Origin of the sequence: Streptomyces sp. NP160, assembly GCF_006335115.1 — a bacterium.
Classification (GTDB): Bacteria; Actinomycetota; Actinomycetes; order Actinomycetales; family Quadrisphaeraceae; genus Quadrisphaera.
Genome location: NZ_VDMJ01000024.1, coordinates 254,308 through 271,095 on the forward strand (window position 1 = coordinate 254,308; position 16,788 = coordinate 271,095).

Sequence of the window (16,788 nt, forward strand, 5' to 3'; positions counted from 1 at the left end):
CTGCTCGGCGGGGTGTTCTCCGCACGGCGCGGACCTCCATCGGGGTGTTGCTGCGGTGGGACCGCGCACCGGGTCCAGCGCGCTCAGCCTGTTGTCAGGTGGCGGGGGAGCATAACCAGGTGGCGGGCCGCCGCGGGCGGGCGTGACCTGGCTGTGATGTGCCGGCCGGCTCCGCCGTCACCCCGGGTCGTCCCTCGAACACCCCGGGTGAGCGCACCACCCGGACCCCGCTCGGAGAGCTGGCCGGGCCGGCCGGACCCGCTCGCGACCTCTCGCGGTCCGCCCCAGGTCGCGGGTCTACTCTCCCGCGGGGGACCCGAGCGAGGAGGTGCGGTGGCCAGCAGGACCTTCGCGGTGCGCCGCGCGGACCCCGCCGACCCCGCGGACCTGGCGCTGCTGCTGGACGCGGTCGCCGCGGCACCCGGGGGGGCGCCCGTGCCCGCCCAGCGGGAGCCGCTCGCCGCCGGGTCGAGCGCCCAGGCCGCGGCGTCCTCAGCCGGGGACGTGGTGGCCGCTCTGCTGGCCCACCCCGACGTCGAGGTGCTGGTGGCGCTCTCGGCAGACGGCGCGCGCTCGGAGGTCGTGGGCCTGGCGGTGCTGCGCCGCGGGCAGGTGGTGCTGCCCGCCCCCGCCGTCGTCCTCCACGTGGAGCAGCTGTGGGTCGACCCGGCCTGGCGGCGCCGCGGCGTCGGCCACCAGCTGCTGGCCGCCGTGGCGGCCTCGGCCGAGGCCGCCGGGGCCGAGGACGTCCTCGCGGCCGCGGCCACGGGCCAGCGCGACGTGCAGCGCTTCCTGGCGCGGCTGGGCTTCGGCAGGCCGCTCGTGGTCCGCTCGGCCCCGCTGGCCGTGCTGCGCGCCCGCCTGGCCGCCGCGGGGGCCTCCGGCGCCGGCCGCCGCGACCGGCGCCGCGCCGCCCTCGACGAGCTGGTGGCCCGCCGCCGCCGCCAGCTGGACCGCGCCCCCGGCTAGGGCCGGGGGCCGTCCGGGCTCAGCGCGGGGGCGCGTCCCTCAGCTGGCAGGTGATGCGCGAGGTGCACACGCGCCGTCCGGCCTCGTCGGTGACCACCACCTCGTAGCTGGCGGTGGTCCGCCCGACGTGCAGCGGCTCGGTGCGGCCGGTGACGACGCCGCCACGCACCGCGCGGTGGTGCGTGGCGTTGATGTCGACGCCCACCGCGACCCGGCCCGGTCCGGCCGCCAGGGCCGCTGCCACCGAGCCGAGCGTCTCGGCCAGCACCACCGAGGCCCCGCCGTGCAGGAGCCCGTAGGGCTGGGTGTTGCCCTCCACCGGCATGGTGCCCGTGGGCCGGGCCGGGTCGCTGAGGTCGAGCCGGATGCCCATCCGCTCGATGAGCGTCCCGGCGGTGGACAGGACGGCGTCGCCGGCGAGCTCGTCCGGGACGCCGGTCAGGGAGGTGGAGCTGTCGGTCACCCCGCCTAGGCTGGCAGACGTGACGACGACGAGCAGCGCCACCAGCGACGCCGTGCTGGAGGGGCCCCGTCCGCGGCTGCTCCTGGTCGACGGGCACTCCCTGGCCTACCGGGCCTTCTTCGCCCTGCCCGCGGAGAACTTCTCCACCTCGACCGGGCAGGTCACCAACGCCGTCTACGGCTTCACCTCGATGCTCATCAACCTCCTGCGCGACGAGGCGCCCACCCACGTCGGCGTGGCCTTCGACGTCTCCAAGCGCACCTTCCGCACCGAGGAGTACCCGGAGTACAAGGCGGGCCGCTCCTCCGCCCCGGCGGAGTTCGCCGGCCAGGTCGACCTTGTCAGGGAGGTGCTCGCGGCGCTGCGCATCACCGTGGTGACCAAGGAGGGCTACGAGGCGGACGACGTCATCGCCACCCTCACCGGCGCCGCCCGCGCGCAGGGCGCCGAGGTGCTCGTGGTGACCGGGGACCGCGACGCCTTCCAGCTGGTCGACGAGGGCACCACCGTCCTCTACCCGCGCAAGGGCGTCTCCGACCTCGCCCGCATGACGCCGGAGGCCGTGGAGGAGAAGTACGGCGTGCGCCCCGAGCGCTACGGCGACCTCGCCGCCCTGGTGGGCGAGACCAGCGACAACCTCCCCGGCGTGCCCGGCGTCGGCCCGAAGACCGCCGCGAAGTGGCTGACCGCCCACGGCGACCTGCAGGGCCTGGTCGCCGGCGTCGGAGCGCTCACCGGCAAGGCCGGCCAGTCCCTGCGCGACCACCTCGACCAGGTGCTGCGCAACAAGCGGCTCAACGCGCCCGTGCGGGACCTGGAGCTGCCGGTCGTCGTCGACGACCTCGCGGTCCGTCCCTGGGACCGCGAGGAGGTGCACCGGGTCTTCGACGGCCTGGAGTTCCGCGTCCTGCGAGACCGGCTCTTCGCCACCCTGTCCGCGGACGAGCCCGAGGTGGACGGCGGTTTCGCCGTCAGCGCCGACCGCCCGGCCGGCGACGACGCCGCCGCGTGGCTCGCCGCGCACGCCGCCCCCGGGGGCGCCGCCTCCGGTGTGGCGGTGCTGGGCCGGTGGAGCGGGGGCTCCGGTGACGCGTGGGGGCTGGCCCTGGCCGGCGCCGACGGCGCCACCGCCTGGTTCGACCTGCGCGAGCTCTCCCCGGACGCCGAGGCGGCGCTCGCCTCGTGGCTGGCCGACGCCGGCGCGCCCAAGGTCCTGCACGACGCCAAGCCCGCCCTGCACGCGCTCGCCGAGCGCGGGATGCCGCTGGCCGGCCTGGCCGACGACACCGCGCTGGCCGCCTACCTGTGCCAGCCCGACCAGCGCAGCTACGACCTCGCCGACCTCGCGGTGCGCTTCCTGCAGCGGGAGCTGCGCGTCGACGAGGCCGCCTCCTCCGGCGAGGAGCAGGGCGTCCTGGACCTCGACGGCGACGCCGCCGGTCCCGACGAGGGGCAGCTGGCCTGCGTGCGCGCCGCTGCGACCCTGGAGCTGTCGGCGGTGCTGGCCCAGCAGGTCGAGCAGCGCGGCGGCACGGCCCTCCTGCGCGACCTCGAGCTCCCCCTGGTGCCGCTGCTGGCGCAGATGGAGTCCGACGGCATCGCGGTGGACGTGACCGCGCTGGAGCGGCTGGAGGGCGAGTTCGCCGAGGTGGTCGCCGACGCCGCGGACGAGGCCTACGCGGCCATCGGCGGGCAGAAGATCAACCTGGGCTCGCCCAAGCAGCTGCAGGTGGTGCTGTTCGAGCAGCTCGGCATGCCCAAGACCAAGCGCACGAAGACCGGGTACACCACCGACGCCGAGGCCCTGGCCGACCTGAACGTCCGCCAGCCCCACCCCTTCCTCGACCACCTGCTGCGCCACCGGGACGCCTCCCGGCTGCGCCAGACCGTCGAGGGGCTGCTGAAGTCCGTCGCCGACGACGGGCGCATCCACACGACCTTCCAGCAGACCATCGCCGCCACCGGGCGGCTGAGCTCCACCGACCCGAACCTGCAGAACATCCCCATCCGCACCGCGGAGGGCCGCCGCATCCGCGAGGCCTTCGTCGTCGGCCGGGACGCGGAGGTGCTCCTCACCGCCGACTACAGCCAGATCGAGATGCGCATCATGGCCCACCTGTCCGGTGACGCCGGGCTCATCGAGGCGTTCCGCTCCGGGGAGGACCTCCACCGCTTCGTCGGGGCGCGCGTCTTCGGCGTGGAGCCCGCCGACGTCACCGGCGAGATGCGTGCCAAGATCAAGGCGATGTCCTACGGGCTGGCGTACGGCCTGTCGGCGTTCGGCCTGTCCCGCCAGCTGACCATCCCCGTCGACGAGGCCCGAGGCCTCATGGACGACTACTTCGCCAGGTTCGGCGGCGTGCGCGACTACCTGCGCGGCGTGGTGGAGGAGGCCCGCGCCACCGGCTTCACCGAGACCGTGCTCGGGCGCCGGCGGTACCTGCCGGACCTCACCAGCGACAACCGCCAGCGACGGGAGATCGCCGAGCGGATGGCCCTCAACGCCCCCATCCAGGGCTCGGCGGCCGACGTCATCAAGCTGGCCATGCTCGGCGTGGAGCGCGCCCTGCGCGAGCAGGACCTGCGCTCCCGGCTGCTCCTGCAGGTCCACGACGAGCTCGTCGTCGACGTGGCCCCGGGGGAGCGCGACGCCGTGGAGGCCCTGCTGCGCGAGCAGATGGGCGCGCGCGTCCAGGAGCGCACCCGGCTGTCGGTCCCGCTGGACGTGTCCGTGGGGGCCGGGGCGTCCTGGCACGAGGCCGGCCACTGAGGCACCGCGCGGCCGCCGGCAGCGGTCAGCGGCCGAGCCGCTCGCACACGAACACGGCGGTGCCCGGCAGGTGCTCGCCGCGCAGGGCGCTCCACCCTCCCCAGGTGGGCTGGTCGGGCCGGGTCCACTCGGGCTCCACGAGGTCGACCAGGCGGAACCCGGCGCGGCCCAGCAGGCGCACCCAGTCCCCGAGGGTGCGGTGGTGCTCGGCGTACAGCAGGCCGCCGTCGTCGTCCCTCTCGACGTAGGGGGCCCGGTCGAAGTAGGAGCGCTCGGCCACGAGGCCCTGCGGCCCGGGGTCGTCGGGGAAGGCCCAGCGCACCGGGTGGCTGACGGAGAAGGTCCAGCGCCCGTGCGGCTCCAGCACGCGGTGCACCTCGCCGAGCACCCCGGCGGCGTCGGCGGTGAAGGGCAGGGCGCCGTAGGCGGAGAAGGCGACGCGAGCGCACCCGTCGGCCAGCGGGAGGGCGCCGGCGTCGGCCTGCAGCACGGGGACGGCGGTGCCGGAGGCGGCGTCGAGGGCGCGGCTGCGCGCGAGCATGCCGGCGGACAGGTCGACGCCGACGGCGCGGGCGCCGCGACGGGCGGCCCAGCGCGCACCCTGGCCCGCGCCGCAGCCGACCTCCACCACCACGGCGCCCGCCAGGTCGGCGGGGTCCCCGAGCAGGTGCGCCTCGTCCTCGGTGAGGCCCTCGGGGCCCCAGACCAGCACGTCCGTGCCCAGCGTGGCGCCGTGCTCCTCCAGGTAGGTGCTGGACGCGACGTCCCAGTGGCTCCGGCTCGCGCGCACGCTCTCGTCGGCGCCGGCGGGGCCGTACCCCGCGCTGGAAAGGGGTCCGCTCATTCCGGTAGTCTCTCCACTGGGTGTGTCGTGCGCTGTCGGAGGTCCCCACCGGGGCCGAGGCCAGCAGCGCCGGCCGCCGTGGTGATGAGGCTGGGTCTACCGGTGCTGGTCCCCGTGGTGCTCGTGCGCATGACGCTCCCGTCATCCGTCCACCACTCATTCCCTGTCCGCATCGGAGCCCACCCCTTCATGACCGCCACCCTCCCGACGTCGAGCGCTCCCCAGGTCGCCATCAACGACATCGGCACCGCCGAAGAGCTGCTCGCCGCGATCGACGAGACGATCAAGTACTTCAACGACGGGGACATCGTCTCCGGCACCATCGTCAAGGTCGACCGCGACGAGGTCCTCCTCGACATCGGCTACAAGACCGAGGGCGTCATCCCCTCGCGCGAGCTCTCCATCAAGCACGACGTCGACCCCAGCGAGGTCGTCGGCGTCGGCGACGAGGTCGAGGCCCTGGTCCTCCAGAAGGAGGACAAGGAGGGTCGCCTGATCCTGTCCAAGAAGCGCGCCCAGTACGAGCGCGCCTGGGGCACGATCGAGAAGCTCAAGGACGAGGACGGCGTCGTCACCGGCACCGTCATCGAGGTCGTCAAGGGCGGCCTCATCCTCGACATCGGCCTGCGCGGCTTCCTGCCCGCCTCCCTCGTCGAGATGCGCCGCGTGCGCGACCTGGCCCCCTACGTGGGCCAGCAGCTCGAGGCGAAGATCATCGAGCTCGACAAGAACCGCAACAACGTGGTCCTGTCGCGCCGCGCCTGGCTGGAGGAGACCCAGTCGGCCGTCCGCCAGAACTTCCTGCAGACCCTGCAGCGCGGCCAGGTCCGCCCGGGCGTCGTGTCCTCGATCGTCAACTTCGGCGCCTTCGTCGACCTCGGCGGCGTGGACGGCCTGGTGCACGTCTCGGAGCTGTCCTGGAAGCACATCGACCACCCCTCCGAGGTGGTCGAGGTCGGCCAGGAGGTCAAGGTCGAGGTCCTCGACGTCGACATGGACCGCGAGCGCGTCTCCCTGTCGCTGAAGGCGACCCAGGAGGACCCGTGGCAGCAGTTCGCCCGCACGCACGCCATCGGGCAGGTCGTGCCGGGCAAGGTCACCAAGCTCGTCCCGTTCGGTGCGTTCGTGCGCGTCGAGGAGGGCATCGAGGGCCTGGTGCACATCTCCGAGCTGGCCGAGCGCCACGTGGAGCTGCCGGAGCAGGTCGTCAACGTCGGTGACGACATCTTCGTCAAGGTCATCGACATCGACCTCGAGCGCCGCCGCATCAGCCTGTCGCTGAAGCAGGCCAACCAGGGCGTGGACCTGGAGTCCGAGGACTTCGACCCGTCGCTGTACGGCATGGCCGCGGAGTACGACGAGGCGGGGAACTACAAGTACCCCGAGGGCTTCGACCCCGAGACCAACGACTGGCTCGAGGGCTTCGAGCGCCAGCGCGAGGAGTGGGAGCGGCAGTACGCCGAGGCCCACGCGCGCTGGGAGGCCCACCGCAAGCAGGTCTCCGACGCGCGCGAGCGCGACGCCGAGGCCGCGACCTCCGGCGAGTCGGCCCCGACGAGCTACTCCAGCTCCGCTCCGGCGGAGTCCACCAGCACGAGCCGCTCCAGCGGCCCCGCGGCGGAGGGCACCCTGGCCTCCGACGAGGCGCTGGCGGCCCTGCGCGAGAAGCTCACCGGCGGCTGATGAGCCGCTGAGCTCCCGCTCACGCACGACGAGGCCCCGCGCCCCCTTACGAGGGGGTGCGGGGCCTCGCCCGTCCCCGGCTGCGGTGGTGGCTCGTGGTGCAGCACTGGGGTGCGCGAGTGCGGGGTGAGGGCCCGCTCATCGAGCACTGGGGTGCGCGAGTGCGGGGCGGGCGGCCCGTAGGGTCGGCGGGTGCTGTTCGTGGGGCTGACCGGTGGCGTGGGTGCGGGCAAGAGCACGGCGGCCGCCGCGCTGCGCGAGCTGGGCGCGGTGGTGGTGGACGCCGACGCGATCGCCCGCGAGGTGGTCGCCCCCGGCACCCCCGGGCTGGCCGCCGTCGTCACCGAGTTCGGCGAGGGCGTGCTGGGCGCGGACGGGGCGCTGGACCGTCCGGCGCTGGGCACGGTGGTGTTCGCCGACCCGCAGCGCCGGCGCGCCCTCGAGGCCATCACGCACCCGCTGGTGCTGGAGCGGACCGAGGCGCTCGTGGCCGCGGCGGTGGAGGCGGACCCGGCCGCCGTCGTCGTCCACGACATCCCGCTGCTCGTGGAGCTGCGCCGCACCGACCGCTACCACCTGGTGCTGGCCGTCATGGCGGACGAGGAGGTGCGGCTGCGCCGGCTCGTGCAGGGCCGGGGGATGGACGACGGCGACGCGCGCGCCCGCATCGCGGCGCAGGCCGACGACGACGCCCGCCGCGCCGCGGCCGACGTGCTCCTGGACGGCTCCGGCTCACCCGAGGACCTGGCCGAGCAGCTGCGGGTGCTCTGGGAGGAGCGGCTGCTGCCGTACGAGGCGGACCTCCGCGCCGGTCGGCGCGCGCCGCGCCCCGAGCACCCGGTGCTCGTGCCGCCGGACCCGGGGTGGGCGGCCGCGGGGGAGCGCCTCGTCGCCCGGGTGGCGCGGGCCGCCGGGGAGAGGGCGCTGGACGTGCAGCACACCGGCTCGACGGCCGTGCCGGGGCTGCTGGCGAAGGACTGCATCGACCTGCAGGTGGTCTGCGCCGACCTGGCCTCGGCGCGGGAGGTGGCCGCCGACCTGCGCGCCGCAGGCCTGGTGGCGGCGCCGGGGGAGTGGTGGGACGAGCCCGTGTCCCGGCGGGGCCAGGGCGACGAGGCGTACCGGCGAGTGCCGAAGGCGATGGCCTTCGACGCCGATCCCGGGCGCCGGGTGAACTGCCACGTGCGGCACGCCGCCAACCCCGAGGCCCACGAGGTCCTCGCCTTCCGCGACGCGCTGCGGGTCGACCCGCACGCCCGCGAGGCGTACGCCCTGCTCAAGCGCGGCCTGGCCGCCAGGCACCGCGACGTCGAGGAGTACGCCGCCGCGAAGACGGACTTCATCGCGGAGGTGCTGTCCCGCTCGTCCTGATCCGGCGCTGGTCGCCGGGAACAGCGGATGTCAGACCCGGCGTTCAGACTGTCACCATGCGCCCGGTCACCGATCTCCAGCGTCGCGTCGCGCCCTTCACCGTCGAGTCCGAGTTCTCACCGGCCGGTGACCAGCCGACGGCCATCGCCGACATCTCCCGCCGCATCCGCAAGGGCGAGAAGGACGTCGTGCTGCTCGGCGCCACCGGCACCGGCAAGTCCGCGACGACGGCGTGGACGATCGAGCAGCTGCAGCGCCCGACGCTGGTGCTGGCGCCCAACAAGACCCTCGCCGCGCAGCTGGCCAACGAGTTCCGCGAGCTGCTGCCGAACAACGCGGTGGAGTACTTCGTCTCCTACTACGACTACTACCAGCCCGAGGCGTACGTCCCCCAGTCCGACACCTACATCGAGAAGGACTCCTCCATCAACGAGGAGGTCGAGCGGCTGCGGCACTCGGCCACCAACTCGCTGCTGACCCGGCGCGACGTCGTCGTCGTGGCGTCGGTGTCGTGCATCTACGGCCTGGGCACGCCGCAGGAGTACGTCGACAGGATGGTGACCCTCAACGTCGGCGACACGGTGGAGCGGGACGACCTGCTGCGCCAGTTCGTGACGATGCAGTACACCCGCAACGACCTCGCCTTCACGCGCGGCACGTTCCGGGTGCGCGGTGACACCATCGAGATCATCCCGGTGTACGAGGAGCACGCGATCCGCATCGAGATGTTCGGTGACGAGATCGAGAAGCTCTACACGCTGCACCCGCTGACCGGTGAGGTGTTGCGCGACGAGACGTCGATGCACCTCTTCCCGGCCACCCACTACGTCGCGGGTCCCGAGCGCATGGAACGGGCCATCGGCACCATCGAGCGCGAGCTCGAGGCGCGCCTGGCCGAGCTGGAGCAGCAGGGCAAGCTGCTCGAGGCGCAGCGCCTGCGCATGCGGACCACCTACGACATCGAGATGATGCGCCAGGTCGGCACCTGCGCCGGCATCGAGAACTACTCCCGGCACATCGACGGCCGCGCCCCGGGCACCGCGCCCAACACGCTGCTCGACTACTTCCCCGAGGACTTCCTCCTCGTCATCGACGAGTCGCACGTCACCGTGCCGCAGATCGGGGCGATGTACGAGGGCGACATGAGCCGCAAGCGGACCCTCGTCGACCACGGCTTCCGCCTGCCGTCCGCCATGGACAACCGCCCGCTGACCTGGGAGGAGTTCCTCGAGCGGATCGGGCAGACCGTCTACCTCTCCGCCACCCCCGGCGACTACGAGATGAGCCGCGTCAAGGGCGAGTTCGTCGAGCAGGTGATCCGCCCCACGGGCCTGGTCGACCCGCAGGTGGTCCTGCGCCCGACCAAGGGCCAGATCGACGACCTGCTGGGGCAGATCCGCGAGCGGGCGGCCAAGGACGAGCGCGTCCTGGTCACCACGCTGACGAAGAAGATGGCCGAGGACCTCACCGACTACCTGCTCGACCAGGGCGTGCGGGTGCGCTACCTGCACTCCGAGGTCGACACGCTGCGCCGCGTGGAGCTGCTGCGCGAGCTGCGCCAGGGCGAGTACGACGTCCTCGTGGGCATCAACCTGCTCCGGGAGGGCCTCGACCTCCCCGAGGTGAGCCTGGTGAGCATCCTCGACGCCGACAAGGAGGGCTTCCTCCGCTCGGCGCGCTCGCTGATCCAGACGATCGGGCGCGCGGCCCGCAACGTCTCGGGCCAGGTGCACATGTACGCGGACACGGTGACCCCGTCGATGCAGCAGGCCATCGAGGAGACCAACCGCCGGCGCGAGAAGCAGATCGCCTACAACCGCGAGCGGGGCGTGGACCCGATGCCGCTGCGCAAGAAGATCGCCGACATCACCGACCTGATCGCCCGTGAGGACGCGGACACGGCGGCGCTGCTGGGCGGCGGCGGCCGGCAGCAGTCGCGCGGCAAGGCGCCGGTGCCGGGCATGGCGTCCAAGGGGTCCGAGGGGCGGTCGACAGCCGGGATGGCCGGCGCGGAGCTGTCCGACCTCATCCAGCAGCTGTCGGACCAGATGCACGCGGCGGCCGCGGAGCTGCAGTTCGAGCTGGCGGCGCGCCTGCGCGACGAGGTCGGCGACCTCAAGCGGGAGCTGCGGGGGATGCAGCGCGCGACCACCGTGTGACGACCGGCTCGAGGGGTAGGGGACGGCCGTGCGGCGCGCACCTGATCGTCTTGGCGCGCCGTCAGCGGTTGTTCAAGGTACGGTAAAGAGAACGTGAGGGGAGTATCCCTGCGCGCAGGTTCGTCATCACGGTCCTCGGCCCCGCCGAGGACCCGGACCTGCGGCTGACCGGCGAGAGCCGGCAGTGGGAGAGACCTCCGGTCTTCTCGCGTCGGTCCTGAACCCGGAGGTCTCCCGTGGACGTTCCCCTCTGGCTGTGGGGTGTCACCCTCGCCGCCATCATCGGCATGATCGTGTACGACTTCGTCGGGCACGTGCGCACCCCGCACGCCCCCTCGATCCGCGAGGCGGCCATCTGGTCCGCCGCCTACGTCGGCATCGCGATCGTCTTCGGCCTGCTGATCCTCGTCTTCTACGGCGGCCAGTACGGCGGTGAGTACTTCGCCGGGTACATCACGGAGAAGGCGCTCAGCGTCGACAACCTCTTCGTGTTCGTGCTGATCCTCACGAGCTTCGGCGTGCCCCGCGAGTACCAGCAGAAGGTGCTCCTCATCGGCATCGCCATCGCCATCGCCCTGCGCGGCATCTTCATCGCCGTCGGCGCGGCCGCCATCCAGAACTTCTCCTGGGTGTTCTGGATCTTCGGCGCCATCCTCATCTACACGGCCATCGCCCAGGTGAGGGCCCAGAACGACCACGACGAGGAGTACAAGGAGAACGCGGTCCTGCGCTTCACCAAGCGCATCCTGCCGACCACCGACGACTACCACGGCGACAAGTTCACGACCAAGGTCGACGGCAAGCGGTTCGTGACGCCGATGCTCGTCGTCATCATCGCCATCGGCACCGCGGACCTGATCTTCGCCGTCGACTCGATCCCCGCGATCTTCGGCCTCACGCAGGAGCCGTACCTGGTCTTCGCGGCCAACGCGTTCTCGCTGCTCGGCCTGCGCCAGCTGTACTTCCTCATCGACGGCCTGCTCGACCGCCTCGTGTACCTGCACTACGGCCTGGCCGCGATCCTCGCCTTCATCGGCGCCAAGCTGATCATCCACGCCATGCACGAGAACGAGCTGCCCTTCCTCAACGGCGGTGAGCACATCACCGTCATCCCGGAGATCTCCACGCCCGTGTCGCTAGGGTTCATCGTCGTCGCGCTGGCCGTCACCACGGTGCTGAGCCTGCGCAAGTCCAAGAAGGACGACGACGCCCAGGCCGACCGTGAGGGGAACACCATGAGCAGCACCACCGGAGCCGGCCCAGGCTCCACCCGCCAGGACGGCTGAGCGTGCAGGAGCTGCCGACCTGGTTCGAGGTCGGCACTCTCATCGCGCTCGTGGGGCTGCTGCTCGCCGACCTGCTGGTCGTCGCGCGGCGGCCCCACGTGCCGTCCACCAAGGAGAGCGCCCTGTGGGTGGGCTTCTACGTGGCCCTCGCCGTCGTCTTCGGCGTGGTCATGCTCGTCATCCCCGGCGGAGGCACCGAACCCGCCTCCGAGTTCTTCGCCGGCTGGATCACCGAGTACTCCCTCAGCGTCGACAACCTCTTCGTGTTCGTGATCATCATGTCGAGGTTCGCGGTGCCCGCGGAGGACCAGCAGAAGGTCCTCATGGTGGGCATCCTCATCGCCCTCGTCCTGCGGGGGATCTTCATCCTGCTCGGCGCCGCCGTCATCGAGCGGTTCAGCTGGGTCTTCTACATCTTCGGCGCGTTCCTCATCTACACCGCGGTCAAGCTGGTGCTCGACAGGAACGAGGACGAGGAGTACGAGGACAACGCCCTCATCCGCAGGATGCGCAAGGTGCTGCCGCTCACCGAGCACTACGACGGGGCGAAGGTCCGCACCGTGGTGGACGGCAAGAAGCTGTTCACCCCGATGGTCATCGTCTTCTTCGCCATCGGCAGCACCGACCTGCTGTTCGCGCTCGACTCGATCCCGGCCATCTTCGGCCTCACCGAGGACCCGTTCCTCGTCTACACCGCCAACATCTTCGCGCTCATGGGGCTGCGGCAGCTGTACTTCCTGCTGGGAGGTCTGCTGGACCGGCTCGTCTACCTCTCGATCGGTCTGGCGGTGGTGCTCGGCGGCATCGGCGTGAAGCTGGTGCTCGAGGCGCTGCACACCAACGAGCTGCCGTTCCTCAACGGCGGGGAGCCGTTCGAGTGGGCGCCGGAGGTCCCGATCTGGGTCTCCCTGGTGTTCATCGTGGCCGTGCTGCTCGTGACGACGGTCGCCAGCCTGCTGCGCAGCCGCCAGCTGGAGCGCCGCGGTCAGGCCTGAGGCCCGGCCGCCGCGAGGCGCCTCGAGGCCGCCGCCCCCTCACCGGGGGCGGCGGCCTCGTCGCACCACCGTCCGGCGTCACCAGCCGCGGGCGCGGTACTCCCCGAGGCGCGGACGCTCGGCGCCGATCGTGGTGGTCTCGCCGTGGCCGGGGTGGACGACGGTGCTGTCGGGCAGGACGGCGAAGACCCGCGCCTCCAGGTCGTCCACGAGCGAGGTGAAGTCCTGCGGCGACCACGTCTTCCCGGGGCCGCCGGGGAACAGCGAGTCACCCGTGAACAGGTGCGCGACCTCCCCGTCGGGACCCGCCAGCGCGCCGGCGGGCAGGAGCAGCGCCACCGACCCCGGCGTGTGGCCGCGCAGCGCGGTGACCCCCAGCTCCTGCTCGCCGACCCTGACGACGTCGCCGTGCCGCAGACGGCGGTCGGGCGCCAGCGGCAGCGCGTCAGCGTCGTCGTCGCCGGCGGCCGTGGTGGCTCCGGTGGCGTCCGCGAAGCGCACCAGCGCGCCGGTGTGGTCGTCGTGGCGGTGCGTCGTGACCACCAGGCCCGCGCCGCGCCGCGTCGCGGGCAGCGCCTCCTCCAGCAGCGCGAGGAGGCGCTCCGGCTGCGCGGCGGCGTCGACGAGCAGCCACGAGCCGCTGCCCTGCGGGCCGGCGTCCGCCAGGAGGTAGCAGCGGTTGTCCATCGGTCCCACCGAGACCGTCCGCAGGTCCAGCATCAGCGCTCCAGCTCCTGTCCGTCGGGTGCTCCCACCCGCTCGTCGGCGGCGGCCAGCGCGTCGGCCGCCCTGACCAGGGCCAGGTGCGAGAGGGCCTGGGGAGTGTTGCCCAGCTGGTGGCCGCCGCGCACGTCGTACTCCTCGGAGAGCAGGCCGACGTCGTTGCGCAGGCCGAGCAGCCGGCGCATCAGCGCGTGGCCGTCGGCGGTGCGTCCGCTGCGGGCGTACTGCTCCACCAGCCAGAACGAGCACGCGAGGAACGGGTGCTCACCGGGCGGGAGCCCGTCGGAGGAGGCCTCGGTGCGGTAGCGCAGCACCAGCCCGTCGGGCATGAGGTCGGACTCGATGGCGGCGACGGTGGCGAGCACGGCCGGGTGGTCGGGCTCGACGAAGCCGACCTGCGGGAGCTGCAGCAGCGAGGCGTCCACCTCGCGGCTGCCGTAGTGCTGCACGAAGCAGCCGCGCTGACGGTCGACCCCGTGCTCGAGCACCTCGGCGCGCACCTGGTCCCGCAGCGACTCCCACTGGTCCGCCGGGCCGTCGAGGCCCTTCTCCCGCACGGCCCGCACCCCGCGGTCCAGCGCGGCCCAGACCATCACCCGCGAGTGCACGTAGTACTGCTCCGGCCCGCGCATCTCCCAGATGCCGGAGTCCTTGCGGCTGCTGTGCGCCACCACGAAGTCCAGCAGGGCCCGCTGCATCGGCCAGGAGAACTCGTCCTCGGGCAGGCCGGCCCGGCGCGCTGCGTCCAGGGCCACCATGACCTCTCCCAGGACGTCCGCCTGGTACTGGTCCACAGCGCCGTTCCCGATGCGCACCGGCTTCGCCCCTCCGAAGCCGGGCAGGTGGTCGAGCTCGCGCTCGGGCAGGTCCCGGGCGCCGTCGACGGCGTACATGATCTGCACGTCCTCGGGGTCGCCGGCGATGGCGCGCAGCAGCCAGCCGCGCCACTCCCGGGCCTCCTCCGTGTAGTCGTGCTCCAGCAGCGCCTCCAGCGTCAGCGCCGCGTCGCGCAGCCAGCAGTACCGGTAGTCCCAGTTCCGGGTGCCGCCGGGCATCTCCGGCAGCGACGTCGTGGCGGCCGCCACGATGCCGCCGGTGTCCTCGTGGGTCAGGGCGCGCAGCACGAGCAGCGACCGCACCACCGCCGCGGCGTAGGGCCCCTGCGCCGCGGGGCCGTCACCGCGCGCGGCCCACCCCTCCCACCACCGGCGGGTGCTCTCCAGGCGGTGGCTGACCTCCATCGGGGCCGGGGGCTCGCGATGGGAGGGGTACCAGGTGAGGACGGTGTCGACCACCTCCCCGGCGGACACCTTGATCTTGCCCGTGTGCGTGCGCCCCTCGGCCCTGGGGAGCTTGCCGGTCGTGCGCAGCAGCACGGCGTCCGGACCGGCGCTGGCCAGCAGGCCCTTGGCGGCGTCGCCCTTGCCGCCCACGCGGCGCACCCAGGGCACCACGGCCCCGTAGCCGAAGCGGATCACCAGCTCCTGGCGCAGCTCCACGCGGCCGGCCACCCCGACCACGCGGCGCACCAGGTCGGCGCGGCGGTCTCCCATGGGCATGGCGTCGACGACGTCCACCACGCCGCCGTCGTCCAGGGTCCAGCGGGTCCGCAGCAGGAACGAGTCGCCCTCGTAGGCGCGCTCCACCGACACCACCGCCGGCCCGTCCTCCGGGGGCGCGATGGTCCAGTGCCCGTGCTCGCGGGTGCCGAGCAGCGCCGCGAACGCGGCGGGGGAGTCGAAGCGCGGCAGGCACATCCAGTCGACGGACCCGCGGCGGCTGACCAGCGCCGCGGTGTGGCAGTCGCCGACGAGCGCGTAGTCCTCGACCTGCTGGCCGGGCTGCTCGTCGGGCTGCTCGTCGGGCTGCTGGTCAGGCTGCTGGTCGGCGGGGGTCGCGGGCACGGCGCCATCGTGCACCTGACCACGATCTTCGGCAGGCTGAGCGCCGTGAGCGCGCACGAGGAGACGGCGACCGGCGGCACCGAGAGCGGCCGCGGCGGCAGCGGCGGCCCGGAGCAGCCCGGCGGCGGCGGTCACGGCGCCGCCGGTGAGCGCGGCCACACCGGCGGGGACCCGGTGGCCACCCTGCTCGTGCTGGGCGCCAGCGGCGACCTCGCCTCCCGCCTGCTGCTGCCCGGCCTCGCGCGGCTGCTCGTCTCCGACCGCAACGAGGACCCGGGCCACGGCCACGGCTCGTCGCTGCAGCTGGTGGGCGCCGGCTCGGAGGACTGGGACGACGACCGGTGGCGCGAGGTGGTCACGAAGGCCTTCGCCGACGCGGAGGGCCACGAGGACGCCGACCGCCCCGACGGGTGGGAGGCCGCGTGCGCCGTCCGTGACGCCAGCCGCTACCAGCAGGTGGACGTCACCGACCCCGACGCCCTCAACGACCTGCTCCACTCCTGCACGGCGCCCGTCGCGGTCTACTTCGCACTGCCGCCGGCCATCACCGCGAAGGCCTGCGAGAACCTCGTCGGCAAGGAGCTCCCCGAGAGCACGCGCCTGGTCATGGAGAAGCCCTTCGGCTCCGACGAGGCCTCCGCCCACCACCTCAACGAGGTGGTGGCCCGGCTGGTCCCGGAGGAGCACGTCCACCGGGTGGACCACTTCCTGGGCACCTCGGCGGTGCTGAACGTCTTCGGCGTCCGCTTCGCCAACCGCCTCTTCGAGCCCACCTGGAACGCCGGGCACGTCGAGCGCGTGGACGTCGTCTACGACGAGGACCTGGGCCTGGAGGGCCGCGCGCGGTACTACGACAGGGCCGGTGCGCTCAAGGACATGATCCAGAGCCACCTCCTGCAGGTGCTCGCGGTGCTCGCCATGGACGCCCCCGCCAGCCTCGACGAGCGGGAGTTCCGCGACCGCAAGGCGCAGGTGCTGCGCGCCACCCGCCTGGCCGGCACGCCGGCCGAGGCCAGCCGCCGCGCCGTCTACACGGCCGGGCGCATGGGCGACCGGGACCTGCCGGACTACCAGGCCGAAGACGGCGTCGACCCCTCGCGCCAGACGGAGACCCTGGCCGAGGTCGTGCTGCACATCGACACCTGGCGCTGGGCGGGCGTGCCCTTCCGCCTGCGCTCCGGGAAGGGGCTGGGACGGGCTCGCAAGGAGGCCGTCATCACCTTCAAGCCGGTGCCGCACCTCATGGGCGGGCTGCGCGGGCAGGCCCGCCCCACCCGCCTGCGGCTCTCCTTCAAGCCCGGGACCATCAACCTCGACCTGACGGTGAACGCCGAGGGCGACCCGTTCGACCTCGAGGACGCCACGCTGGCGGCGCAGCTGGGCGACTCCCAGCTGCCCGCCTACGGCGAGGTCCTCGCCGGCGTGCTCGACGGCGACCCCCTGCTGTCGGTGCGCGGCGACACCGCCGAGGACTGCTGGCGCATCCTCGCGCCCGTCATCGCCGCCTGGGAGGCCGACGAGGTGCCGCTGGAGACCTACCCGGCGGGCAGCGGGGGCCCGGAGCCCACGCAGGCCTTCCCCGCCGTCTGACCGCAGCCGCGCGGCGACCCGGGGAGGGTGT

General features: G+C 73.3%; 12 protein-coding genes. 8 read left to right on the forward strand and 4 right to left on the reverse strand.

Annotation, left to right across the window (positions count from 1 at the left end; all coding sequences use genetic code 11):
* Window positions 1-333: 333 nt before the first annotated feature.
* On the forward strand, window positions 334-969 hold the full coding sequence (locus FHN55_RS13855) for a GNAT family N-acetyltransferase (RefSeq protein ID WP_139712869.1): 636 nt from the start codon (window positions 334-336) through the stop codon (window positions 967-969).
* Window positions 970-988: 19 nt separating this feature from the next.
* Here the strand turns inward: FHN55_RS13855 and FHN55_RS13860 are convergent, their stop codons facing one another.
* On the reverse strand, window positions 989-1,432 hold the full coding sequence (locus FHN55_RS13860) for a hotdog fold thioesterase (protein WP_257570971.1): 444 nt from the start codon (window positions 1,430-1,432) through the stop codon (window positions 989-991).
* 19 nt (window positions 1,433-1,451) lie between these two features.
* Between FHN55_RS13860 and polA the strand changes: the two genes are divergently transcribed.
* A complete protein-coding gene (gene polA, locus FHN55_RS13865) occupies window positions 1,452-4,202 on the forward strand; it encodes a DNA polymerase I (protein ID WP_257570972.1) in 2,751 nt (916 codons plus the stop codon).
* A gap of 25 nt (window positions 4,203-4,227) precedes the next feature.
* Here the strand turns inward: polA and FHN55_RS13870 are convergent, their stop codons facing one another.
* Window positions 4,228-5,046, reverse strand: a complete 819-nt coding sequence (locus FHN55_RS13870; protein ID WP_139712871.1) for a class I SAM-dependent methyltransferase — start codon at window positions 5,044-5,046, stop codon at window positions 4,228-4,230.
* Between the two features lie 189 nt (window positions 5,047-5,235).
* Between FHN55_RS13870 and rpsA the strand changes: the two genes are divergently transcribed.
* The 5 genes from rpsA to FHN55_RS13895 all read left to right on the forward strand — a co-directional run bounded on the left by rpsA (window position 5,236) and on the right by FHN55_RS13895 (window position 12,540).
* Complete coding sequence (gene rpsA, locus FHN55_RS13875) at window positions 5,236-6,729, forward strand: 30S ribosomal protein S1 (RefSeq protein WP_139712872.1); 1,494 nt, start codon at window positions 5,236-5,238, stop codon at window positions 6,727-6,729.
* A 192-nt stretch (window positions 6,730-6,921) separates the two neighbouring features.
* A complete protein-coding gene (gene coaE / locus FHN55_RS13880; RefSeq protein WP_139712873.1) occupies window positions 6,922-8,100 on the forward strand; it encodes a dephospho-CoA kinase in 1,179 nt (392 codons plus the stop codon).
* Window positions 8,101-8,156: 56 nt separating this feature from the next.
* Window positions 8,157-10,259, forward strand: coding sequence for an excinuclease ABC subunit UvrB (gene uvrB, locus FHN55_RS13885; protein ID WP_139712874.1), 2,103 nt, complete (start codon window positions 8,157-8,159; stop codon window positions 10,257-10,259).
* A gap of 236 nt (window positions 10,260-10,495) precedes the next feature.
* Window positions 10,496-11,545 carry a TerC family protein gene (locus tag FHN55_RS13890; protein WP_139712875.1) on the forward strand — a complete coding sequence of 350 codons (1,050 nt, stop codon included), beginning with the start codon at window positions 10,496-10,498 and terminating at the stop codon, window positions 11,543-11,545.
* A gap of 2 nt (window positions 11,546-11,547) precedes the next feature.
* Entirely contained in the window at window positions 11,548-12,540 is a 993-nt protein-coding gene (locus FHN55_RS13895; protein ID WP_139712876.1) for a TerC family protein, read from the forward strand.
* A 78-nt stretch (window positions 12,541-12,618) separates the two neighbouring features.
* Here FHN55_RS13895 and FHN55_RS13900 read toward each other — a convergent pair whose 3' ends face one another.
* Window positions 12,619-13,260, reverse strand: a complete 642-nt coding sequence (locus FHN55_RS13900) for an MBL fold metallo-hydrolase (protein ID WP_139712877.1) — start codon at window positions 13,258-13,260, stop codon at window positions 12,619-12,621.
* Window positions 13,260-15,167: a glycoside hydrolase family 15 protein gene (locus FHN55_RS13905; protein WP_257570973.1), complete on the reverse strand. Its 1,908-nt coding sequence runs from the start codon at window positions 15,165-15,167 to the stop codon at window positions 13,260-13,262. Before FHN55_RS13905 ends, FHN55_RS13900 begins: the two co-directional genes overlap by 1 nt.
* Between FHN55_RS13905 and FHN55_RS22775 the strand changes: the two genes are divergently transcribed.
* A complete protein-coding gene (locus FHN55_RS22775) occupies window positions 15,060-16,757 on the forward strand; it encodes a glucose-6-phosphate dehydrogenase (protein ID WP_218974651.1) in 1,698 nt (565 codons plus the stop codon). The genes FHN55_RS13905 and FHN55_RS22775 overlap by 108 nt on opposite strands.
* Window positions 16,758-16,788 lie beyond the last annotated feature (31 nt).

Bases quoted from the DNA above. Each gene is read 5' to 3' on its own strand.
- FHN55_RS13870 (WP_139712871.1), bottom strand. From the start codon at position 5,046: ATGAGCGGACCCCTTTCCAGCGCGGGGTACGGCCCCGCCGGCGCCGAC.
- FHN55_RS13900 (WP_139712877.1), bottom strand. From the start codon at position 13,260: ATGCTGGACCTGCGGACGGTCTCGGTGGGACCGATGGACAACCGCTGC.
- rpsA (WP_139712872.1), top strand. From the start codon at position 5,236: ATGACCGCCACCCTCCCGACGTCGAGCGCTCCCCAGGTCGCCATCAAC.
- uvrB (WP_139712874.1), top strand. From the start codon at position 8,157: ATGCGCCCGGTCACCGATCTCCAGCGTCGCGTCGCGCCCTTCACCGTC.